The 18,534-nt window shown below is 76.3% G+C and carries 14 protein-coding genes; 8 read left to right on the plus strand and 6 right to left on the minus strand.

The features are described from left to right. Positions 1–119 precede the first annotated feature (119 nt). The gene (locus ACI79O_RS20795; RefSeq protein WP_456915084.1) at positions 120–4,568 is read right to left on the minus strand and encodes an nSTAND1 domain-containing NTPase; all 4,449 of its coding nucleotides are present in this window, start codon (positions 4,566–4,568) and stop codon (positions 120–122) included. A 171-nt stretch (positions 4,569–4,739) separates the two neighbouring features. On the opposite strand from ACI79O_RS20795, the gene ACI79O_RS20800 reads away from it, so the two are divergent. Then, entirely contained in the window at positions 4,740–5,021 is a 282-nt protein-coding gene (locus ACI79O_RS20800; protein WP_456891129.1) for a hypothetical protein, read from the plus strand. A gap of 97 nt (positions 5,022–5,118) precedes the next feature. Here the strand turns inward: ACI79O_RS20800 and ACI79O_RS20805 are convergent, their stop codons facing one another. Together ACI79O_RS20805 and ACI79O_RS20810 are read right to left on the minus strand one after the other, a co-directional pair. Next, positions 5,119–6,597, minus strand: coding sequence for a hypothetical protein (locus ACI79O_RS20805; RefSeq protein ID WP_456915085.1), 1,479 nt, complete (start codon positions 6,595–6,597; stop codon positions 5,119–5,121). A gap of 73 nt (positions 6,598–6,670) precedes the next feature. Then, positions 6,671–7,969, minus strand: a complete 1,299-nt coding sequence (locus ACI79O_RS20810) for a hypothetical protein (protein WP_456915086.1) — start codon at positions 7,967–7,969, stop codon at positions 6,671–6,673. Between the two features lie 175 nt (positions 7,970–8,144). Between ACI79O_RS20810 and ACI79O_RS20815 the strand changes: the two genes are divergently transcribed. From ACI79O_RS20815 to ACI79O_RS20825, 3 genes are read left to right on the plus strand one after another with little or no spacing between them, the layout of a single operon-like run. Further along, a complete protein-coding gene (locus tag ACI79O_RS20815; protein WP_456891123.1) occupies positions 8,145–8,957 on the plus strand; it encodes a purine-nucleoside phosphorylase in 813 nt (270 codons plus the stop codon). Further along, positions 8,954–10,603: a phospho-sugar mutase gene (locus ACI79O_RS20820; RefSeq protein WP_456915087.1), complete on the plus strand. Its 1,650-nt coding sequence runs from the start codon at positions 8,954–8,956 to the stop codon at positions 10,601–10,603. The genes ACI79O_RS20815 and ACI79O_RS20820 overlap by 4 nt, the downstream gene beginning before the upstream one ends. Positions 10,604–10,605: 2 nt before the next feature. Then, positions 10,606–11,298, plus strand: a complete 693-nt coding sequence (locus ACI79O_RS20825; RefSeq protein ID WP_456915088.1) for a haloacid dehalogenase type II — start codon at positions 10,606–10,608, stop codon at positions 11,296–11,298. Positions 11,299–11,407: 109 nt separating this feature from the next. On the opposite strand, the gene ACI79O_RS20830 is transcribed toward ACI79O_RS20825, so the two are convergent. The 3 genes from ACI79O_RS20830 to upp all read right to left on the minus strand — a co-directional run bounded on the left by ACI79O_RS20830 (position 11,408) and on the right by upp (position 13,504). Next, complete coding sequence (locus ACI79O_RS20830) at positions 11,408–11,875, minus strand: DUF805 domain-containing protein (protein WP_456891117.1); 468 nt, start codon at positions 11,873–11,875, stop codon at positions 11,408–11,410. A gap of 112 nt (positions 11,876–11,987) precedes the next feature. Continuing rightward, a complete protein-coding gene (locus tag ACI79O_RS20835) occupies positions 11,988–12,878 on the minus strand; it encodes a Gfo/Idh/MocA family protein (protein ID WP_456915089.1) in 891 nt (296 codons plus the stop codon). 2 nt (positions 12,879–12,880) lie between these two features. After that, positions 12,881–13,504, minus strand: a complete 624-nt coding sequence (gene upp, locus ACI79O_RS20840; protein WP_456891114.1) for a uracil phosphoribosyltransferase — start codon at positions 13,502–13,504, stop codon at positions 12,881–12,883. A 106-nt stretch (positions 13,505–13,610) separates the two neighbouring features. Between upp and deoC the strand changes: the two genes are divergently transcribed. Genes deoC through ACI79O_RS20860 form a run of 4 tightly spaced genes read left to right on the plus strand, consistent with a single transcriptional unit; the run spans position 13,611 to position 18,471 of the window. After that, positions 13,611–14,606: a deoxyribose-phosphate aldolase gene (deoC, locus tag ACI79O_RS20845; RefSeq protein WP_456891112.1), complete on the plus strand. Its 996-nt coding sequence runs from the start codon at positions 13,611–13,613 to the stop codon at positions 14,604–14,606. A 2-nt stretch (positions 14,607–14,608) separates the two neighbouring features. After that, positions 14,609–16,072 carry an aldehyde dehydrogenase family protein gene (locus tag ACI79O_RS20850; RefSeq protein WP_456915090.1) on the plus strand — a complete coding sequence of 488 codons (1,464 nt, stop codon included), beginning with the start codon at positions 14,609–14,611 and terminating at the stop codon, positions 16,070–16,072. Continuing rightward, positions 16,072–16,938 (plus strand): aldehyde dehydrogenase family protein, encoded by an 867-nt coding sequence (locus ACI79O_RS20855; RefSeq protein ID WP_456891108.1) that lies wholly within the window; start codon positions 16,072–16,074, stop codon positions 16,936–16,938. Before ACI79O_RS20850 ends, ACI79O_RS20855 begins: the two co-directional genes overlap by 1 nt. A 54-nt stretch (positions 16,939–16,992) precedes the next feature. Then, entirely contained in the window at positions 16,993–18,471 is a 1,479-nt protein-coding gene (locus tag ACI79O_RS20860) for a hypothetical protein (protein ID WP_456915091.1), read from the plus strand. Positions 18,472–18,534 lie beyond the last annotated feature (63 nt).

Raw genomic sequence — 18,534 nt, forward strand, 5'->3', positions numbered from 1 at the left:
GCCGGTGGGCCCCGCGCGCGCCGCCGTCCCGCTGTACCCGGTCGGCGCCGGTACGTGAGGACAGCCGGTCCAGCCGGCGGGTACGGCCTCCGCGGTCCGGCGCAGCGGCACGGCCGGCTTCAGCCGCCGTCGGTGCAGGTGGGTGTGTAGGGACGCCCCGGCAGGTACCGCTCCCACTCGGCGCGGGTGAGGTCACGGTCCACGATCGCGCACGCGGCGCGCACCCAGGCCGACGGAGTCATCGGGTAGCGCATGGCCCACTCGTTGTCGCTGAGGACGACCAGCTCGTCGATCGGATCGGGCACCATGAAGGTCGACGCCTGCAGGTTCCCGGCCCCCGCCGGCAGTTCGTTCCGGACGACCCCACGTTCGAGGTCGAACACCGTGAACGTCCAGGCGGCGATCACGGCGGTGCGACCGTCGGGCAGCAGCTCCACCTGCATCGGCGGTCCGAACGCGTCGAGTGTCGTGGCCTGGGCCTCCCACGTGGTGGTGTCCACCACGTTGAGATCCCCGCCCTCACTGGCGACGAGGAGCGACCCGCCGTCCGGCGACCAGGCGAAGTCCCGGGCCCGGATCGGGTTCTCGACGCCGACGGCGGACTGCACCTGCAGCGTTGCCGTGTCCCGGATCTCCAGCACGGTGCCCCACCCGCCGCCCACGGCCAGGCTGCGGCCGTCCGGGCTGACCTCGAGCGCCTCTGGTACGACGTCCGTCGCCGCCTCGTCGGAGATCTCCCAGCTCCGGGTGTCGACGGCGAGCACGGCTCCACCCGCGGCCGACACGACCGGGTCACCGCTCTGTACCCCGACGAAGAGCCGCGAGCCGTCAGCCGCCCACGCCACGGCGCCCACCACTCCCACCGGGAGCGGCCGGCCGTCGGGACCGGGATAGCCGGCTGGGGGCACCTCGAACGTCGTGACGGAGTCGCGGGATCGTGCGTCGAGGACGGTGACGGCCAGGCCGGAACTGACCGCGATCAGGCTGCGGTCGGGGCTGACCGCGACGGACGCTCCGGACCACGCGTCCTCCAGTGTGTTCCCGACCGGGACCTCGTCGACGACCTCCCCGGTCCGTGGGTCGATGAACGTCGCGACGACCTCGGCGGTGCCGGGGCCGGAGTACGGCCAGTCACCCCGGACGGCGCTCCCGAACGGGCGGGTCGGGAGGACGACGAGTTCTCCCGGCTGCACGACGGCCGGCTCATCGGTGATCCACCGGTCGTCCAGCCCCGGGCGGGGTACGCCGAAGCCACCGGTGGGCGACACGTCCCAGACCGTCAGCATGCCGTCGCTCGAGAGGGTGTACATCCGGTCGCCCGACGGATCGATCATCGCCGTCCCCACGATGCCGCCGGCACCGGTCAGTGCCTCCTTCTCCGACCACCGCCCCGTCGCGGCATCGATGTCCCACAGCACCACCGACCCCTCCGCGCCGGTCGTGACGCCCCACGTGCCATCCGGGGCCACGTCCAGGTCGTTCATCTGGCCGGGCGCCGCGTCGAACTGCTGCCGGATCCGGCCGTTCCCGTCGTACAGCCGCACGCCGCCGTCGCTGCCGAGGAGGGCCGCCCCCGTGGGGAGTGCGCGGACCTCGAAGTAGATCGCCGGATCGTCCGTCGGGGCCTCGAGTCGGGCCTGCCGACCGGTGTCCAGCTCGACGAAGACGGCCGTCCGGCTCGGCGGGTCGACCAGCACGGCGGTGCTGCCGTCGGCCGCCATGAGCGCCGCCACGTCGGGCAGCGCGCCGGGCGCGACTCCCTGTACGCCCGTCTCCCGCCGGCCCCCGTCGACGAGGTCGACCTCGACCAGCCGCCACGTCGTCCGCGGCCCGTCGCCGGCCCCGGCGACGAGCAGCCGAGCACGGAGGCCGTCGGGCAGCACCACCGCGCCGATCGGCTCCCCGCCCACCTCCGAGCCGCTGAGTATCTCGCGGACGCCTCCGTCGGCGTCGACCGCGCGCACCCACGGCCCCGACTCGCCGGTACCGGCGGTCAGCAGCAGCGGGTCAGTCGGCGATGCGGCGGTGGCGCGCCAGCCCTCCCAGCCCTCCTCCACGTCCGCGATGAGGCGCGGCGGGTCCGGCGAGTCGACCGACCAGCTGTAGATCTGACCGCCGATGATCTCGTGACCGATGAAGATGGTCTGGCCGCCGTCGGCCAGGGAGCCGAGCGGCCCGCCGCCGTTGAGGTTCTCCGCGCGGACCACCCGTCGGCGCTCGACGAGCGTGCCCAGCAGGGTGCCCCGCGTCTCCGGCGTGTCCCGCAGCCGGAACCCCTGGACCGCCAGCAGGTAGGTCAGGTCCAGCGACTCCGCGGTGCCGGACAGCGCTGCGAGGCGGTTCGCGTCGGCGACGACGGAGGTCTCCTCGGCCACCGCCGTCGCGCGGTCGGCCGCCTGCTCGGAGCGCACGGCCAGCACGGCCGTCACGAGCGCGACGACGAGCACGCCCGCCAGCCCAACGGCCAGCCACCGCAGCCGCCGTCGGCCACGGGCTTCGGTCACGGCACGCTGCTGCGCGGCCCGCAGCTCCGCATCCGCCCGCGCCTTCGACGCCTCCAGGAACTCACGTTCCCCAGCGGTCAGCTCGTCCCCCGTCCCGGCCCAGTCGAGGGCCGCACCCAACCGGGCGCCGCGGTACAGCTCGTCATCGGGGCGGCCGCGGCGCTGCCACTCCTGGGCGGCGGGCGTCAGGTGCCCGCGGACGGCGCGACCCGCGGCGTCGTCGTCCAGCCACCGGGCCAGGCGGGGCCACCCGGTCAGCAGCGCCTCGTGCACGACGTCGAGGCGCTCGCCGTCGAGCGACAGCAGCCGCCGCGCCACGAAGGCGTCGATCACCCTGCGGCGAGCGGCACCGGTGTCGCCGTCCAGGTCGAGTTCCGCCAGCGGAACCGGTCGGCGGACGAGCGCTCCGCCCTCGTCGGTGTCGGCCAGCCGGACCAGCAGCCGCCGGGCGACCTGCTGCTCCTCCTCGTCGAGCGCCGCCCATGCCTCCTCGGCCGACCGGATCAGGGACGCCGTGACCCCGCCCGCCTCCAGGTAGCCGGCGAGGGTGAGCCGATCCCCCCGGCGGCGCTCCCAGGTGCCGACCAGGGCGGTCGACAGCAGCGGCAGGGCGCCCGGCCGGCCGAGGACGTCGACGACGACCGCGTCGACGAGCTCCTCCTCGACGGTCAGGCCGACCGCGGCGGCGGGCTCGCGGACGACGTCGCGCAGCTCCGCCTCGGTGAGCGGGGGGACGAGGACCAGCGCGGCGCCGATGCGGTCGGCGAAGGCGGCGTGCTCGGCGAGCCGCCCGACGTGGTCACCGCGGACCGCGGCCACGCACCGGACGACGACCCCGTCGTCGATCAGCCCCAGCACGGTGTCGAGGAAGGCGGCCCGCTCCCCCGGGTGGACGCCGGGCGCCCAGAGCTCCTCCAGCTGGTCGCAGACCAGTACCACCGGCGCATCCGGGCGGGCGTCGCCGGGCAGTGCGGCCAGGGCGTCCACCGGGGAGCTCCCGGGGGTGAGCACGACGGGGGTCCAGGCCGCGCTCCCCGGCAGGGCCCCCCTGGCCAGGCCGGGCAGCAGGCCGGCCCGGACGAGCGACGACTTCCCGACGCCGCTCGAGCCCGACACGACCACCAGAGGTGTGTCGACCAGCCGCGCCACCAGTGTGGTCACCGTCCGGTCGCGGCCGTGGAAGAGGTCCGCGTCGACGGCCTGGTAGGGGGCCAGCCCCTTGAAGGGGCACGTCGCCGCCGCCGGTCGCGGCGGCCGCACGGGCGAGCGTCCGTCCACCGGTGCGAGGGCGTCAGAGGCGTCGAGAGCCGGGTCCTGGGCGAGGACGGCCGCCTCGAGAGCGCGCAGCTGCGGCCCCGGGTCGGCGCCGAGCTCCTCCGCCAGTACCCGCCGGGCGCGCTGCAGCGCGGCCAGCGCATCGCCCTGCCGTCCCGAGCGGTAGAGCGCGAGCACGAGGAGACGCCACCAGTCCTCGCGCAGCGGGTCCTCCGTGACGAGGGCCTCCAGGTCGCCGACGACCTCGGCCTGCCCCCCCAGCGCCAGCCGCACCTCGAGCAGTGCGGTGCGGGCACCGGCCCGCAGTTCGGCCAGCCGCCGCCGTTCGGCCGCGGCGAACCCCGCGTCCGGCCAGTCCTCGAAGGGCTCGCCCCGCCACAGACCGAGGGCGGCGGTCAGCACCTCCTCCGCCCCCGCGGCGTCGCCGGTGACCAGCCGCGCCCGGCCCCGGGACACCAGCTCGCCGACGCCCAGCGCGTCGAGTTCGTCGGCGGTCACGGCCAGGGAGTAGCCGGCGCCTCGGCGCACCACGTAGCGCCCGGGCGACCCGCGCGGCCGCTGCGGTTCCAGGGCGCGGCGCAGCCGCACGAGGTGGACCTGCAACGACTTGCGGGCGCTCGGCGGGCGGTCGCCGTCCCAGAGGTGCTCGACGAGCCGGTCGACGCTGACAGCACCCGGTGCCTCCGCCGCGAGCAGCGCCAGGAGCAACCGTTCCTTGGCGCCCGGCACCGTCACCGGGCCGCCGGTGTCGCTGCGGACCTCCAGCGGTCCGAGGACCGCGATGCGCATGGCGCAGAAGCTAGCGCCGCCGGACGCACGTGGACAGCCGCGCCCGCGCGGATCGCACGGGTCGCTGCAGCCGGACCGCAGCCGTTCCGCACCCGGTCCGCAGGCGGGCGGCGCTGCGCTCGCCGCGTCGCCGGGACCAGCCCGGCACCGTGGTCCCCGGAGGAACCGGACATGTTCACCCGCCGCCCGATCCGCAGCCGCGCCCTGGCCCGCGCCGTCCCCCGACGCCGCCTCGCCGCCCTCGCCGTCCTCACCCCGCTCGTCACCGGCGGGGTGCTCACCGCCGCCGGTCCCGCCGGTGCCGTCCCCTTCGAGGGGAACCCCGACACCACTCGGTGCGAGCGCCTCGTGTCCCGGTCCGAGCTGACCGGGGAGCCGACCGCCCTCCCCGCTGACCGGCCGTTCGGGGCCGTCCCGCTCGTCGCCGTCCTGGTGCCGCTGTCCGAGTGCTGACGCCCGGCCCCGGCCCCGCCGTCCCCGGACGGCGGGGCCGGGGCTCGTCCGGAGCCCCGCCCCACCGTCCTCGGGCGGCGGGCGGTGGGGCGGCCGGTCAGACGGTGGCGAGCTCGGGCGCCTCGGTGGCGGGCCGGCCGAGCAGTGCGGCGGCCGGTGCCCGCTCCAGCACGGCGGCCAGCGCGCGGCGGCCGTAGAGGTCCGGGTGCACCCGCACGCAGCACAGGTCGCGGCTGACCACGGTCACGCCCCGGCCGTCGTCGGTCGGCACCAGCGCCTCGACCCGGGACCACGGCAGGCCGTGCACGTCGCCGTCGGCGTCGCGGTGGGCCAGACCCTCGCCGGAGACGACCAGCGCCACCCGGGCGGCGGGGTCGAACAGGCGCCGGTGCAGCGGCGGGCGGAACAGGGTGCCCTCGGGCAGCGCCGGGAGGGTGCCGCACAGCGGCCGGCGGACCACGCCGGCCGGTCCGTCCCAGGGGACGGTGTCGGGCACGGCGAGGACGGCGGTCGGCTCGGCGCGGCGCAGCGCGGCGGTGACGTCGGCGGGGGTCACCGCACGCCAGGCCGCCAGCGCCTCCGCCGGCGGGCGGAAGGGCAGCCCGGTCGCCGCGCAGTAGGCGGCGTCGGCGAGCTCGGCGCCGACGGCGTCCTCCTCGTCGAGCTCGGCCTCCAGGCCCGCGACCGCGTGCGCCACCTCCTGCGGCGTCGGGCCGGCGGCGCACAGCTCGCCGAAGGTGCGCCACACCAGGTCGGCGACCTCGGCGTCGCGGCCGGAGCGGGCGTCGACGACCAGCGCCACCTCCCTCCGGTCGGCGGCGAGGTCGAGGGCGAGGGAGTCGACGGCGTAGGACAGCCCGCGGTCGTGCCGGGCCCGGTCGCGCAGCCGCTCGCCGGCCACCTGCACCCCGACGGCGAGCGCGGCGTCGGCCGGCCGGTCGGTGGCCAGCAGCAGGCCGACGCCTGGGACGTCGGTGCGGGTCCACACCGGCCCGTCCTGCGGGCGCGGCACCGGCAGCCGGCGCACCGGGCGCGGCCCGGCCGGCAGCGGCAGGCGCAGCCCGTCGGGGAGCGCACCGTGGCACCACAGCGCGGCGTTGCCGCGGACGAACCAGCGGGCCGCGTGCGCACGCACGGTCTCCTCGGTCAGGTGTTCCGGACCCGGCCCGGCCGACACCGTCAGCCCCGGGCCGGTGAGGCCGTAGCGGGCCGCCCACAGCGCGCTGACCGTGGAGGACGCCGAGCCGCAGCCCTCGGCCTGCAGCACCCCGGCCTCGGCGGCCATCCGCTCGGTGGGCAGGTCGGCCAGCACTCGGCAGACCCCCTCGAGGAAGGCGCGCACCGCCTCGGGCCGCCCGGTGGCGAAGAACGCGGTGCTGTCGACGTCGGTGACGGCGTTGCAGCGCAGGTGCGTGCGCGGCAGCGCGGCCATCGCCAGGTGCTCGACGAGGTGGGTGACCTCGATCGTCGCGAACGTCTCGTCGCGCAGGCCGACGCCGAAGACCAGCGCCGCGGTGGTGCGCTCCCGCCCGCCCGCGGTGAACACCGGGACGCCGTCGATGACCGTTCGCTGCACCGGCCCATGGTCGGGGCCCGGCGCCGCGCCGTCCCCGGCCGACACGCGGCCGGGGACGGCTGGGACGGGTGGGTCAGCGGGTCAGGCCGAACACCGAGATCGTGCCGTCGTCCTCGTTGCTGGCCAGGAACAGCCCCCGGCCCGGGACGGCGAGCAGCCCCTCCGGGGCGTCCCCGGTGGGCAGCACCTGCAGCAGCACCGGCCGCCGCTCGTCGCGGAGGTCGTACACCAGGACGGCGTCGCCGCGCTCGGAGCCGACGAACGCGTGGGTGGTGCCGCGCACGCGGGCCACCTCGGCGCCCTCGAACTCCGCGCCCTTGTCGTCACTGCGGCCGTCGGGGTACAGACCGGCGTCGGCCAGCGCCTGCTCGGCCGAGCCGCCGGAGGAGAACAGCACCTCGCCGGCGGTCGAGAAGACCGTCCAGCCCCGGCCGCCGCTGGGCTCTGCGGCGAGGTCGCCCTCGTCGGCGGTGAGCAGGTTCCCGTCCGGGGTCCACTGGACGGCGTCGGGCTCGCGGGGCGCGGAGAGCTCGTCGTCGAAGGCGACCGCGCCGTCGTCCTCGACGTCGGCGCCGGTCCGGGTGACGCGGCCGGCGGTGAACGAGCCGACCACCGTGCGGCTGCGCAGGTCGACCAGCGCGACGGCGTTGTTCTCCTGCAGGGTCACCGCGGCGACGTTCCGCCGGTCCACGTCGACGTACTCGGGCTCGGGGTCCCCGGGGAACGCGAGGCCGGGCAGGCCGGCCAGCTCGACCCGGTCGACCGTCCAGTCGGCGGGCGGTCCCTGCAGCTCGACGACGGCGAGGAACCCGCCCGGCGCCTGGGGCAGCCCACCCTCGACGCCGTCCACGACCAGCTCCTCGTCGCGCTGGTTCTCGATCGCGATCGCGGCGAACCGGCCGTCGGGGCTCAGCGCGATCGAGTCCGGCTGCCCGCCGAGGTCCACCTCCTCGACGACCGCGAGGGACCGGAGGTCGACGACCACCAGCCGGCCCGACGGTCCGGTGAGGTCGTCGGTGCGGTCGACGACGGCGAGGGCGTACCGGCCGTCCCGGGTGACGGTGACCGACGTCGGCTCCCCGCCGACGTCGACGGCACCGGCCTGCCGCGGCTGCTCGGGCCGGCTCAGGTCGACCACGCCGACCTCGCCGGCCGCCGAGTCGGTGTAGAGCACGGTGCGGCCGTCAGGGGTGACGGCGAGGATCTCGGCGACCTCGCCGGCGACGTCGAACGTGGCCAGCTCGGCGAACGACGGCACGGCGCGGCCGGGCGCGGCGGCGGCCGGCGTGGCGGCGACGGTGGTGCCGGCGGCGAGGGCGAGCACCGCCGCGGGGACGGCGCGGCGGAGGAGGCGGAGGGACGAGCGCGTCACGGAGGGTCCTCGGGGTCCGGGGTCGGGTCGCGCCGACCCTCGCGGCCGGCGGTGACGGGCGGGTGACCGCCGGGCGAACGCCGGTCGTGCCGCCGGTGACCGGCTCGGCTCCCGGTGGCCGCGCTGCCCGGCCGGAGCGTGCGACGTCCCCTGCGGGCTGGGTTAGCGTCGCCGGGTGAGCGACAGCCTCCCCGCACCCGATCCCGCGGCCCTGGCCGCGACCGCCGCGACCGCCCTCACCGACGCCGTCGGCGGCGACCACGACGTCGCCGTCGTCATGGGCTCGGGGTGGGCGCCCGCGGCCGACGCCTTCGGCGAGCCGCTCCGCTCGGTCCGCATCGGCGACCTGCCCGGCTTCGCCGCCCCGACGGCGGTCGGCCACGGCGGCGAGGTGCGCTCGGTGCGCGCCGGGGACCGGAAGGCGCTGCTCTTCCTCGGCCGCACCCACCTCTACGAGGGCCGCGGCGTCGACCCGGTCGTGCACGGTGTGCGCACCGCCGCTGCCGCCGGGGTGCGCACCGTCGTCCTCACCAACGCCGCGGGCGGCCTCGACCCGCAGCACCGGGTCGGGCAGGCCGTGCTCATCAGCGACCACCTCAACCTCACCGCCCGCTCCCCGCTGGTCGGCGCGACCTTCGTCGACCTCACCGACCTCTACTCCGCCCGGCTGCGGTCCCTGGCCCGCGAGCTCGACCGGGAGCTGACCGAGGGCGTCTACGCCGCGCTGCCCGGCCCGCACTACGAGACGCCGGCGGAGATCCGGATGCTGCGCACGCTGGGTGCCGACCTCGTCGGCATGTCTACCGCGCTCGAGGCGATCGCCGCCCGCGCCGCCGGCATGGAGGTGCTGGGCCTGTCGATGGTCACCAACGCGGCCGCCGGCGTCACCGGCGAGAAACTCGACCACCAGGAGGTGCTCGCCGCGGGCAGGGCGGCGGCGGGACGGCTGGGGAAGACGCTCGTCGAGTTCACCGGCCGGCTGCCGTGACCGTGTCCGACGGCATGCTCGACCGCCTGCTCGACGACGCCCGTGCCTGGGCCGCCGCCGACCCCCACCCCGGCGACCGCGCCGAGATCGAGGCCCTGGTCGCGGCCGGGGACACCGCCGAGCTCGAGCGCCGCTTCGCCGGGCCGCTGACCTTCGGCACCGCCGGACTGCGCGGCCCGCTGCGGGCCGGGCCGGCCGGGATGAACGCCGCCGTCGTCACCCGGGCGGCCGCCGGGCTCGGCGCGTGGCTGACCGACGCCGGTTCCGGCCGGGGCGGGGTGGTGGTCGGCTTCGACGCCCGGTACCGCTCCGACGAGTTCGCCCGGATCACCGCCGCGGTGCTGGCCGCCGCCGGGTTCGAGGTCCGGGTGCTGCCGCGGCCGCTGCCCACGCCGGTGCTGTCCTCCGCGGTGCGGTCGCTGGGCTGCGTGGCCGGCGTGATGGTGACCGCCAGCCACAACCCGCCGCAGGACAACGGGTACAAGGTCTACCTCGCCGACGGCGCCCAGCTGGTGCCGCCGGCCGACCGGGAGATCGAGGCCGCGATCGCCGCCGTCGGCCCGGCGTGCGAGGTGCCGCAGTCCGACGAGTGGGTGACCCTCGGTGACGACGTCGAGACCGGCTACGTGGCCGCCGTCGTCGCGGCGCTCGAGCCCGACCGGGTGCCGGCCGCCGACCGCGCGGCGGTCACCGTGGCCTACACCGCCATGCACGGCGTGGGCGCGGCGACGACCCGGGCGGTGTTCACCGCGGCCGGGTTCGCCCCGCCGGAGAGCGTGCCCGAGCAGGACGGCCCCGACCCGGCGTTCCCGACGGTCACCTTCCCCAACCCGGAGGAGCCCGGCGCGGTCGACCTGCTGCTCGCGCTGGCCGCCCGCACCGGCGCCGACGTCGCCATCGCCGAGGACCCCGACGCCGACCGCTGCTCGGTGGTCTGCGAGGGCCGGCAGCTCACCGGCGACGAGGTCGGCGCGCTGCTGGCCGACTGGCTGCTGCGCCGCGGCGTGCGCGGCACCTACGCGGCCTCGCTGGTCAGCGGCTCGCTGCTGCACGCGCTGGCGCAGGCGCACGGGGTCCGGTTCGCCGAGACGCCGACCGGGTTCAAGTGGATCATCCGCGCCGGCACCGACCGCGACCCGCTGGTGTTCGGCTACGAGGAGGCGCTGGGCTACGCGGTCACCCCCGACGTCGCCCGCGACAAGGACGGCATCTCCGCCGCGCTCGCGGTCGCGCTGCTGACCGCGGAGCTCAAGGCGAGCGGGCGCACGCTGGTCGACCGGCTCGACGAGCTGGCGGTCGAGCACGGGCTGTTCGCCACCGGCCAGCTCTCGGTGCGGGTCGAGGACCTCTCGCTGATCTCCGGTGCGATGACCCGGCTGCGCGCCGACCCGCCGCGCCGGCTGCTCGGCCGCGAGGTCACCGCGGCCGACCTGCTGGACGAGGACCCGCCGGTCGACGCCGTCCGGCTGCTCGGCGACGGTGTCCGGGTGGTCGTGCGGCCCAGCGGCACCGAGCCGAAGCTCAAGGCCTACCTGGAGACCGTCGTCCCGGTGCACGAGGACGCCGGGGTGATCGCCGCGCGCGGCCGGGGCGAGGACGAGCTCGACCAGCTGCGCGGCGAGATGGCGCACGCGCTGGGGCTGTAGCGGTGGACGTCGGCGCGCTGGTCTTCGACGTGTTCGGCACGGTCGTCGACTGGCGCGCCGGCGTGGCCCGCGAGGCGGCGCGGCTGCTCGGGCCGTCGGTCGACGCGCCTGCCCTCGCCGACGCCTGGCGGGCGCGCTACCAGCCGTCGCTGCAGCGGGTGCGCGGCGGGGAGCGGCCCTTCGCCCCGCTCGACGAGCTGCACCGCGAGTCGCTGCCCGCGGCGCTGGCGGCGGTCGGGGTCGACGGCGTGCCCGACGACGTCGCCGACGAGCTGGTGCTGGCCTGGCACCGGCTCGACCCGTGGCCCGACGCGGTGCCGGGGCTGACCCGGCTGCGGCGGCGGTTCGTGCTCGCGCCGCTGTCCAACGGCGGGGTGCGGCTGCTCGTCGACCTGGCGCGGCGGGGCGGACTGCCCTGGGACCTGGTGCTCGGCGCCGAGGTCGTCGGCCGCTACAAGCCCGACCCGGAGGTGTACGACTCCGCGCCGCGGCTGCTGGCGCTGCCGCCGTCGCGGGTGTGCATGGTGGCCGCGCACGCCGACGACCTGGCCGCCGCGTGCGCCCGGGGGCTGCGGACGGCGTACGTGCACCGGCCCGCGGAGTTCGGTGGCGACCCCGTGCCCGCCACGACCGACCCCGGCGCCGACCTGTCGGTCGCCTCGTTCGAGGAGCTGGCCGACGCCCTCGGCTGCTGACCGCCGCCGACCGTGCGGTCGTGGTCGCCCACGGCGGCGTGTCCGCACGCGTCGGCGACCACGACCGCGCTCTCGACCCGGCGGCGCACTGCCGCCGGGTCGAGAGGGTTCACCAGGTGGCGAGCTGGGGCTCCCGCGCCGCAGGCCGGGCGACGCCGTCGTACTGGTTGGGCCCGGGCCGGCCGGGCAGGCAGCCCACGACGACGAAGAGCACGATCGGGCCGGCGATCGGCACCAGGCCCCACAGCAGGAACCAGCCCGACCGGCCGGTGTCGTGCAGCCGGGTCACCGCCGCGCTGATCGAGGGGACGAACAGCACCAGCGAGACCAGCAGCGTGATCGGCCCGCCCGAGAAGCTGGCCTCGGCGCTGTAGGAGTAGTAGCCGTCGTAGGCGTAGGACCCGCTGTACCAGGCCGTCCCGAGGGCGACGTCGGCCGCGATCGCCGCGACGCTGGCCGCCCACAGCGGGAGCGCGTAGTGCAGCCAGTAGGTGCGGCGGTCGATCCGCCCGCGGCGGACGTACCAGGTGCTGCGCTCCGGCGCCCGGGTGTGGCCGAGGTGGGCGTACTCGCTCATGTCCGTCTCTCCCTGTGCGGCCCCGGTCTGCGGGGCTCCGTGTCGTCGGGAGGGACTGTCGCGGCCGGCGCTTGACCTGCCCTTGTGGCCGACTGGAGGCCGACCTGCGACGTCAGGCCGGCACGGACTCCCGGCAGCCGGAGGCCAGGGCACGGGAGGCGGTCTCGAGCACGCGGACCACGCCGCGCCCGAAGCCGACGTCGCACGGGTGGGTGCCGCCGGTCAGCGCCGCCGCGGTCAGCTCGTCGACCGCCGCCGACAGGGACTCGACCGGGCTCTCGGTGTCGGGCAGCAGCACCAGCCGACCGGCGTCACCGTGCAGCGAGAACTCGATCCCGGTGGCCAGCGGCGCCACGGTGTGCGACAGCGTCACGGTCGAGGCCACGCCGGGCGTGGCGTGCTGGAGCACCAGGTGCACGGTGTCCCCCGCGCCCGCGCCGGCCTGCACCGAGACGACCGGGCCGAGAGCCGGTACCAGCAGCGACAGCGCGTGCGGGCCGATGTCCCACAGCGCGCCGTGCTCGCGGCGCCAGGGCGAGTCGAAGGGGCTGCCGGCCAGCGCGGACAGCCACGAGACGGCGCCGCCGGCCAGTCGGGTGCGGGCGGCCTGCGCCAGCCACGTCGTCGTCGCGGCCTGGAAGCGGAAGGTGAAGAACACGACCGAGGCGACGCCGGCCGACCGCACCGCCGTCACCACCCGGTCGGCCTCGGCGGTCGACAGGCCGATCGGCTTCTCCAGCAGCAGGTGCCGCCCGGCCGCCGCGGCCTGCTCGGCGAGGGACACCTGCACGTCGGGCGGCACGGCGACGGCGACCGCGTCGACCCGGTCGAGCAGCGCGGCGAGGTCGTCGGTGCCCGGGACGTCGAACTCTGCGCCGACGGCGGCGGCCTTCTCCGCATCGCGACCCCAGATCCCGGCCAGCTCGGCGTCGGGGTGCGCCGCGATCGCCGCGGCGTGGACGGTGCGGGCCCAGTGACCGGTGCCCAGGACCGCGAAGCGCACGGTCAGACGGCGCCGAACTGGCGGTCGCCGGCGTCCCCGAGGCCGGGGACGATGTAGGCCTGCTCGTTGAGCCCCTCGTCGATGCTGGCGGTGAACACCCGCAGCGGCAGTCCGCTCTCCTCCAGCCGGCGCAGGCCCGGCGGGGCGGCCAGCGCGCACAGCACCGTGATCTCCGTGGCGCCGCGGTCGGTGAGCAGCGTGCAGCAGTGCACCAGCGACCCGCCGGTGGCCAGCATCGGGTCGAGGACGAACACGTGCCGGTCGACCAGCGACTCCGGCAGCGAGGCCATGTAGGCCTCGGGCTGGAAGGTCACCTCGTTGCGCGCCAGCCCGACGAAGCCCATCTGCGACTCCGGCAGCATCCCGTGCGCGGTGTCGGCCATGCCCAGACCCGCCCGCAGCACCGGCACGATCAGCGGCGGGGCGGCCAGCCGGTAGCCCGTCGTCGTGGTGACCGGGGTGGTGATCGGCTCCTCGGCCAGCTCGAGGTCGCGGGTGGCCTCGTAGACCAGCATCTGGGTCAGCTCGCGCAGCGCCGCCCGGAAGGCGGCGTTGTCGGTCCGCTCGTCGCGCATCCGCGAGAGCCGGGCACGGGCGAGCGGGTGGTCGACGACGGTGATCTGCACGGCCGCCACCGTATCGGTCGGCTCCGCCGCCCCGGCCGGGAAGCGGCCCACCCCCTCGGGGCGACCGCGTGCCCGGGACGGCGGGCCGGACAGGGAGAATGGCGGCATGACCCACGTGCTCGACCCCGGGACACTGGCGGCCGGGACCCGGCCCGGCCCGGGGCCCGGGGAGCCGTTCGACGACGTGACCCGCTCGGACGCCGCCCTCCGCGCCTTCCTGCACGGCCTGCCCGGTGTCGACCAGGTCGGCGCCGAGCAGCGCGCCGCCACCCTCGGCACCCGCTCGATCAAGACCACCGCCAAGGCGTGGGCGATCGACACCGCGATCGCGATGGTCGACCTGACCACGCTCGAGGGCGCCGACACCCCGGGCAGGGTGCGCAGCCTGGCCGCCAAGGCCCGCCGCCCCGACCCCACCGACCTCTCCTGCCCGCCGGTCGCCGCGGTCTGCGTCTACGGCGACCTCGCCGGCGTCGCGCGGGAGGCCCTGGCGGGCACCGGCATCCACGTGGCCGCCGTCGCCACCGCCTTCCCCAGCGGCCGGGCCAGCCGGGAGGTCAAGCTCACCGACGTCCGCGACGCCGTGGGCAACGGCGCCGACGAGATCGACATGGTCATCGACCGGGGCGCGTTCCTCTCGGGCCGCTACCTGGAGGTGTTCGACGAGATCGTCGCGGTGAAGGAGGCCTGCGGGGACGCGCACCTCAAGGTGATCCTGGAGACCGGTGAGCTGGTCACCTACGACAACGCCCGCCGCGCCTCATGGCTGGCGATGCTCGCCGGCGCCGACTTCATCAAGACCTCCACCGGCAAGATCTCCCCCGCGGCGACCCTGCCGGTCTGCCTGGTCATGCTCGAGGCGGTCCGCGACTTCCGCGCCGCCACCGGCCGCCAGGTCGGCGTCAAGCCCGCCGGCGGCATCCGCACCACCAAGGACGCGATCCGGCACCTGGTGCTGGTCAACGAGACCGTCGGCGCGGACTGGCTGTCCCCCGACTGGTTCCGCCTCGGCGCCTCCAGCCTCCTCAACGACCTGCTCCAGCAGCGGCAGAAGCTGCGCACCGGCCACTACTCCGGCCCCGACCACGTATCGGTGGACTGATCATGATCTCACCCGCCCCACCCCGTCCCGTGTTCGAGTACGCCCCCGCTCCCGAGTCGCGGTCGATCGTCGACGTCGCGCCGTCCTACGGCCTGTTCGTCGACGGCGAGTTCGTCGACGGCTCCGGGGAGCCGATGAAGACGGTCAACCCGGCCACCGAGGAGGTGCTCAGCGAGATCGCGGTGGGCACCGAGGCCGACGTCGACCGCGCGGTGCGGGCCGCCCGCCGCGCGTTCACCCGGGTCTGGGGCCCGATGCGCCCGGCCGACCGGGGCAAGTACCTGTTCCGCATCGCCCGGATCCTGCAGGAGCGGGCCCGCGAGTTCGCCGTCCTGGAGTCGCTGGACAACGGCAAGCCGATCCGGGAGTCCCGCGACGTCGACGTCCCCCTGGCCGCGGCGCACTTCTTCTACCACGCCGGCTGGGCCGACAAGCTCTCCTACGCGGGGCTGGGCCCGGACCCGCGCCCGCACGGCGTGGCCGGCCAGGTCATCCCGTGGAACTTCCCGCTGCTGATGCTGGCGTGGAAGGTCGCGCCGGCGCTGGCCACCGGCAACACCGTCGTCCTCAAGCCGGCCGAGACCACCCCGCTGACGGCGCTGCTGTTCGCCGAGGTGTGCCGCCAGGCCGACCTGCCGCCGGGCGTGGTCAACATCGTCACCGGCGCCGGCGACACCGGCCGCGCGGTCGTCGAGCACCCCGACGTCGACAAGGTCGCGTTCACCGGGTCCACCGAGGTGGGCCGCTCGATCGCCCGCGCCGTCGCCGGGACCAGCAAGGCGCTGACGCTGGAGCTGGGCGGCAAGGCGGCCAACATCGTCTTCGACGACGCCCCGATCGACCAGGCCGTCGAGGGCATCGTGCGCGGCATCTTCTTCAACCAGGGGCACGTCTGCTGCGCCGGCTCCCGGCTGCTGGTGCAGGAGTCGGTCCACGACGAGGTGGTCGCCTCGCTGCAGCGCCGGATCGGCACGCTGCGGGTGGGCGACCCGCTGGACAAGAACACCGACATCGGCGCGATCAACTCCGCCGAGCAACTGGCCCGCATCCGGGAGCTGTCCGAGATCGGCGAGGCCGAGGGCGCGCAGCGCTGGCAGCCCGCCTGCGACCTGCCCGACCGCGGCTTCTGGTTCCCGCCGACGGTGTTCACCGACGTCTCCCCCGCCCACCGCATCGCCCGCGACGAGGTGTTCGGCCCGGTGCTGTCGGTGCTCACCTTCCGCACCCCCGACGAGGCGGTGGCCAAGGCCAACAACACCACCTACGGGCTCTCGGCCGGCATCTGGACCGAGAAGGGCTCGCGGATCCTGGCCATCGCCGACCGGCTGCGCGCCGGTGTGGTGTGGGCCAACACGTTCAACCAGTTCGACCCGACGTCGCCCTTCGGCGGCTACAAGCAGTCCGGCTACGGCCGCGAGGGCGGCCGGCACGGGCTTGCCGCCTACCTGAAGGGGGCCTCCCACTGATGTCGGACCGGCTGGCCGTCCGCAAGACCTACAAGCTCTACGTCGGCGGGGCCTTCCCCAGGTCGGAGTCCGGCCGCACGTACGAGGTCACCGACGCCCGGGGGGCGTTCCTGGCCAACGCCGCGCAGGCCTCCCGCAAGGACGCCCGCGACGCCGTCGTCGCCGCTCGCGCGGCGTTCGGGAAGTGGTCCCGGGCCACCGCCTACAACCGCGGCCAGGTGCTCTACCGGGTGGCCGAGGTGATGGAGGGCCGGCACGCGCAGTTCTGCGAGGAGGTCGCCGCCGGCGAGGGGCTGTCCTCCGGGCGGGCGCGGGCCGTCGTCGACGCCGCGATCGACCGCTGGGTCTGGTACGCCGGGTGGACCGACAAGCTGGCCGCCGTGCTGGGCAGCGCTAACCCGGTCGCCGGGCCGTTCTTCGACTTCTCGCTGCCCGAGCCCACCGGCGTCGTCGCGGTGCTGGCGCCGCAGCGGTCCTCGCTGCTGGGCCTGGTCAGCGTGCTCGCGCCCGTCCTCGCCGGCGGCAACACCGCCGTCGTGGTGACCTCCCGCCGGCGGCCGCTGCCGGCGGTGACGCTGGGCGAGGTGCTGGCCACCAGCGACGTCCCCGGCGGCGTGGTCAACCTGCTCACCGGTGACGCCGCCGAGGTCGGCCCGTGGCTGGCCGAGCACGACGACGTCGACGCCGTCGACCTGACCGGCGCCCCGGCCGACCGGTCCCTCGAGCTCGAGCGGCTGGCCGCGGGCAGCATCAAGCGGGTGCTGCGGCCGCCGGCCGAGGAGCCGGACTGGACCGCCGACCCGGGCACCTCGCGGATGACGCCGTTCCTGGAGACCAAGACGGTCTGGCACCCGAAGGGCGTGTGACCGGAACCCCGCCCCGGGGTCGCGCTCCGGAGCGGGGCGGGCAGGATGTGTTCCGTGGCCAGGCCCAGCATCGTCCCGATCGCGCTCACCGTCGACGACCGAACCGGTTACACGCTGTGGGCGCCGCCGTGGGAGGAGGACGGTGAGGAGTGGCAGGCCTTCCTCGGCACCTCCGTCGGGGACACCGCCTCGGTGCACCTGTTCCCCACCCCGGCCGCGCTGGCGGCGTTCTGCCGGACCGCCACCGACCACGACCTCGCCGACCACCCCGTCTGGCCGGTCGTGACCGGGCTGGGCGCGGCCGACCTGACGCCCGACGACGACCACCGCTACGACCTCGACGGCGTCTACGACATCGCCGCCGAGAACCCCGACCGGTGGGCGGTCGAGGAGCTGGCCGCCACGATCGACATCGTCAGCCGGCTCGCCGAGTGCCTGGACGGCGGCGGCGACACCGACGACGCGGACGACACCGCCGACGAGGTCGAGGAGCTCGACGAGGAGACCGAGTTCCCGGCGCTGGCCGAGCTCGTCGCCCGGCCCGAGATCGGCTCGCTGGGCCTGGGCGTGGACGCGTTCGTCGGCCGCTCCGGCGAGGACGCGTGGGTCGGCGTCGGCGGGGCGTTCGACGAGCTGTGGGAGGACGTCCTCGAGGAGCTGTCGGGCCACCTGGACTGGACCGGCGCCGGCACCACCACGATCGACGCCTACCCCTCGGCGGCCGAGGACGACGACCTCGACGCCGACGAGCCGGCCGACGACGCCGTCGACACCACCGACGAGGAGTCCGGCGGGACCGCCCGGGCGGCCGGGGCCACCGCCGTCGGCTCGCAGCGGACCGTGGCGCGGGGCTCGGACGGCTCCGGCGAGCGGCCGGCCGCCGGGTCGACCGCTGCCGCACCGGCGGAGGCCGCGACCGCGGGCGTGAGCACCATCCGTGGCGGGAGCCGGATCACCGCGACGCCGGCGGCGGTGGCGGCCGCGGCGGAGTTCTGGGAGGCCGTCGGGATCCTGCCGGTGGAGCTGGTCGTCCCCGAGGGCGCCGGGGTGACGCTGCGCTGCTACGTGGAGGACGTCGCCCGCTTCCTCGGCCGCGACGGCGAGATCTGGCTGTTCGACACCCCCGCCGACCTCGCCCGGTTCCTCGCCGGGGACGAGCAGCACGACCTCACCGAGATCGCCTCGTGGCCCGAGGTCGCCGACACCGACACGCTGCCGCTGCCGGCCGAGCAGGACCGCTACGACCTCACCGAGCTCACGGAGGTCCTCACCGAGGTCGCCGGCGGGGCCGCGGGCCTGGTCGACCACGGCATCCTGGCCCAGCCGGTCGAGGGCGCCCGCGACGTCGCCGAGTACGCCGGGCTCTCCCGCGTCGACGAGCTGCTCGCGCCCTCCGCTCCGCTGGGCCGGGCGGTCGCCATCGGCGAGCAGGCGTCCGCCACCCCGCTGCGCGCGGAGGACGCCGCCGCGCTGCGCCCCGCGTGGGACGAGGTCGTCACGCAGGTCGGCAGCGCCCTGGTCTTCCGGCACTGAGGGCCCGACCGGCTCCCTGTTCCTGGCACGGTCGTGCTCTGCACACACCTGTGTGCAGAGCAC

It is taken from the genome of Geodermatophilus sp. SYSU D00696, from assembly GCF_054050235.1.

Excerpts from the sequence above, each read along its gene's own strand:
- deoC (WP_456891112.1), top strand. The coding sequence starts at position 13,611 with ATGACCCACGTGCTCGACCCCGGGACACTGGCGGCCGGGACCCGGCCC.
- ACI79O_RS20850 (WP_456915090.1), top strand. The coding sequence starts at position 14,609 with ATGATCTCACCCGCCCCACCCCGTCCCGTGTTCGAGTACGCCCCCGCT.
- ACI79O_RS20855 (WP_456891108.1), top strand. The coding sequence starts at position 16,072 with ATGTCGGACCGGCTGGCCGTCCGCAAGACCTACAAGCTCTACGTCGGC.
- ACI79O_RS20800 (WP_456891129.1), top strand. The coding sequence starts at position 4,740 with ATGTTCACCCGCCGCCCGATCCGCAGCCGCGCCCTGGCCCGCGCCGTC.
- ACI79O_RS20830 (WP_456891117.1), bottom strand. The coding sequence starts at position 11,875 with ATGAGCGAGTACGCCCACCTCGGCCACACCCGGGCGCCGGAGCGCAGC.
- ACI79O_RS20795 (WP_456915084.1), bottom strand. The coding sequence starts at position 4,568 with ATGCGCATCGCGGTCCTCGGACCGCTGGAGGTCCGCAGCGACACCGGC.